The organism is Streptomyces sp. BRA346, assembly GCF_052851135.1.
In genome coordinates this window covers 1-3,678 of record NZ_JAIWIH010000118.1, presented here as the reverse complement: position 1 = coordinate 3,678, position 3,678 = coordinate 1, and the positions used below count along the sequence as shown (strand labels likewise).

Annotated in this window: 2 protein-coding genes and 1 pseudogene; 2 read left to right on the top strand and 1 reads right to left on the bottom strand. The window is 67.8% G+C overall.

Features of this window, described 5'->3' with window-relative positions:
• Positions 1–221: 221 nt before the first annotated feature.
• Entirely contained in the window at positions 222–572 is a 351-nt protein-coding gene (locus LCH29_RS43605) for a hypothetical protein (protein ID WP_446467226.1), read from the top strand.
• Between the two features lie 33 nt (positions 573–605).
• Here the strand turns inward: LCH29_RS43605 and LCH29_RS43600 are convergent, their stop codons facing one another.
• Positions 606–1,607, bottom strand: a complete 1,002-nt coding sequence (locus tag LCH29_RS43600) for a tyrosine-type recombinase/integrase (protein ID WP_446467225.1) — start codon at positions 1,605–1,607, stop codon at positions 606–608.
• A gap of 332 nt (positions 1,608–1,939) precedes the next feature.
• Here LCH29_RS43600 and LCH29_RS43595 point away from each other — a divergent pair.
• Positions 1,940–3,567, top strand: a pseudogene (locus LCH29_RS43595) (IS4 family transposase).
• Positions 3,568–3,678: the final 111 nt, after the last annotated feature.

Sequence of the window (3,678 nt, the reverse complement as noted above, 5' to 3'; positions counted from 1 at the left end):
GACGCCTCTTCGACATCGCCAGACCCTGCCCCCGAGGTCATGCCGATGTCTTGAGACACCCCATTCCGATGTCCTGAGCGAGCACACTGCCGGGGGCACGCTAAAGCAGCAGATCAGAGGCCCCTCTGCCCGAGAGGGCGGAGGGGCCTCCGTCTTGCAGTACACATGCAGTACACATGTGGCGCACCTTGGCTGTGCCCGCCCCCTGGGAGCCGTGCCCGATGCCCAAGAAGGACGAGCTGTCCCAGCGCCGGTACCGAAATCTCATCGAGCACCTTGAGGGCCTGATGAGGGCCGGGCTGAAGCCCAGGTACGAGGGCTACTACGGCCAGCTGATCCTCAGCAGCATCGAGCTTGCTGAACTGGGCGAGCTGGACGACGTCCGCCGCGCGGCACGTGAGGCCGGCCGCCGCCTCGGCTGGGAGCCGATCACGAAGCTCGTGGGGGACCGGCTCTTCGTGACCGACAGGCGGGAAGTCCCCGAGAAGATCTACGAGCGGGCAAGCAGAGACATCGCCGACCGCATGGACGAGTCCCGCCATCCAGGGCCCAGGCCCGCCGACGAGAGCTGAGCGCGGTACGCATCACTGCGCCTCCGGCAGGTATCAGCTTGCCGCCTCCAACGCGGCAACCTCCTCGGCCGCCTCCCGCGCCTTACGCTCCGCCTTCTCCAAGTTCTTCCGCGCCTTGGCAAGTTGCTTGGTGCGGCGATTGTGCATCTTTTTCGAGACCTCATCGAGGCGGTCCGGGAAAAGGTGGCCGTACGTGTCCAGCGTCAGGGTCGCCGACTTGTGGCCGAGCATCGTCTGGACGACGTTCACGTCCGCGCCGCTGGCAATGGCGAGCGAGGCCGCTGTGTGGCGCAACTTGTGCGGCGTGAGCTTCAGGTGGCCGAGTCCCGCCTTGGCCACCGCCGGGGCGAAGAACCGCTGCCGGAAGTTGCGGGCACGCAGTGGTCCGTCCTGTGGAGCGGTGAACAACAGCTCATTCTCGCCCCGCCCCTCGACGTAGGGCTTCAATTCCTCGACGAGGAATCGCGGGATCGGCACGGACCGGCGCTCGTGGTTTTTGGGGCTGTCGAGGTAGAGCTTGCCGTTGTCCTCAACGTACGCCTCGACGATGTGCGCGCGACACGCGTCGAGGTCGACCCGCCCCACCTTCAGCGCGGACCCCTCGCCCCAGCGCACACCCGTATAGGCCAGCAACAGGATGAACACCCTGTACGCGCCAGCCGCCTCGGCCAGCGCTTCGACCTGCATGTCATCGAGGTAGACGTGATCAGCCGGGGCAGCCTTGGGCAGCTCGACTCCGACAGCGGGATTGAACGCCAGACGACGGGACTTGACCGCGAATCCGAGCACACGGCTGAGCACGACGTAAGCCTTGCGCACCGAGCGTGCGCTGAGCTTCCTGCCGCCAGCCGCCTCGCCGGACAGCATCTCGGCGAGCCACTCCGAAACGTCCTCGAAGCGAATGCGGTCCAAGCGCGTGTTGCCCCACTTGGGGATCACGTGAACGTCGAGGACACCGCGGTAGCGGTTGCGCGTGGAGAGCTTGAGGTGAACCTGCGCGGCCAGCCAGGACTCCGCCACCTCAGCGAACTTCACGCGTCCGGCAGCCGGGTCACGGTAGGTGCCGTCGGAGAGGCGGGCCTCCAGCCTCGTCCGCTCCGTCTCGGCGTCGACCTTGCATGCCAGGGTCTTCGCCTTGGGGTGAGGTTCCCCCGAGATGCGGGGAGGAGTGACAGGGGGTCAGATGGGTCTCATGAGAGGAGCCCAGACGATGCCTGCCCCGAGGAAGTACCCCAAGGCCGCGTAGTTAGGGCGAGATCGCGACTGTCAAGAGGGTGGGGCAGATTGAGGCATGTGCCGTATATGGGGACGGGACTCCTGGTAGAGCGAGGAAGCCGACCAAGGTCTTCCGGCTCGAAGGAGTCCCGTTGCCCAACCAGTGTGCCACCAGCGTGCTCACGCGCACCGTCACCGTCGCCGATGGCATTTATGCGCCCGGACATCTCGGGGAGCTGACCCGACAGTTCCCGTTCGAGCTCGTCGATGACATTCTGGTCCAGACGCGCACCCTGCAGACAAGAGTGCGAAGGCTGCCGTCGCGAGTGGGCGTGTACTTCGTTCTGGCATTGGCGCTCTTCCCTGGCCTGGGATACGCGCGGGTGTGGGACAAACTCACCGCCGGCCTGCGGCAGTTATGCGTGCGGCGTCCGTCGGAGAAGTCCCTGCGCGACCTGCGCCGCCGACTTGGGGCGGCGCCGCTGGAGCAGCTGTTCACCGTCCTGGCCGGGCCTGCCGCCGGGCCCGGACCCCGGGCGTGTGCTACCGGCGCTGGAGGACCGTCGCCTTCGACGGATGCAGCTCCGCCAAGGCCCCCGACCGGCCGCGGGTATGCGCCTGGCTCGGCAAGCACAAGCACCGCTACGGCCAGGAGGGCTACCCGATGCTGAAGCTCCTGGCGCTGTGCGAGACCGGAACCCGAGCCCTGCTCGGCGCGGTCTTCGGGCCGGTGCCGCAGAAGGAGACCGCGTACGCCGAGCAGCTCCTGCCGCTGCTGGACAACAGCATGCTGCTGCTGAACGACCGGGGCTTCGACACCGACGACTTCCTGGCCAAGGCCGCGGCCACCGGCGCCCAGCTGCTGGTCCGGCTCAAGGGAACGCGCACCCCCGCCTGCTGGGCACCCCTGCCCGATGGAACGTACCTGACCCGGATCAACGGGGTGAGGTTGCGCATCATCGACGCACACATCGCGGTGACCACCGTCAAAGGGCTGCGGCTGCAGGGGCACTACCGGCTGGCCACCACGCTCCTCGATCACCGCCGCCATCCCGCCGCCGAGCTGGTCGCGCTCTACCACGAACGCTGGGAGATCGAGTCAGCGTTCTATTCTCTGCGCCACACGCTGCAGACCGGACTGGTGCTGCGCTCCCAGGACCCCGTCGGTGTCCAGCAGGAGCTCTGGGCGCACCTGGCCGTCTACCAGGCACTACGTCGGACCATGGCGGAGGCCGCCGAGTCCAGGCCCGGCACCGACCCGGACCGCGTCTCGTTCACGGTCGCCCTGGAGACCGCCAAGGACCAGGTCATCGCCGCTGCCGGCGTGTTGTTGGACGCAGAGCCGGGGCGGATCGAGCAGGCCGTGCTGAACAACCTGCTGCCACCGCGTCGGCCGCGTGTCGCCCCGCGCCGCGTCAAGTGTCCGATCTCCCGGTACGCGGCACCGCCGGACCAGGCCCAGGTCCTTGGCGCGTCTCGCATCAGCGACATGACCGTCACCGTGGACCAGCACCTACGCCGAGCCCCGGTGGGCCGACGCGACCGGACATTGCAGTTGATGCGGACCGACCCGTCGCGCTCCTGGCGTGCATGCGAAATCGCCCGGGGGATCGGCCTGGACGATGCGCGAGGACTGCGTGCCGAGCTCGGCCGCTGGGTCAACGAGGACATCCTCCGCAGGACTGCCCGCGGCGTCTACGCACTCAACGAGGAGTGGATCACGCCCGTGGCCCAGCACGATGCCGCTTCTACAGCGTTGACAGTCGCGATCTCGCCCTAACTACGCGGCCTTGGAAGTACCCGCTGGAGTTGCGTGACCGCGCGGTCCGCATGTATCGCGCCGCTGAGCCGAAGCCCGTCATCCGCCGTATGGCCGAGGAACTCGGCGTGC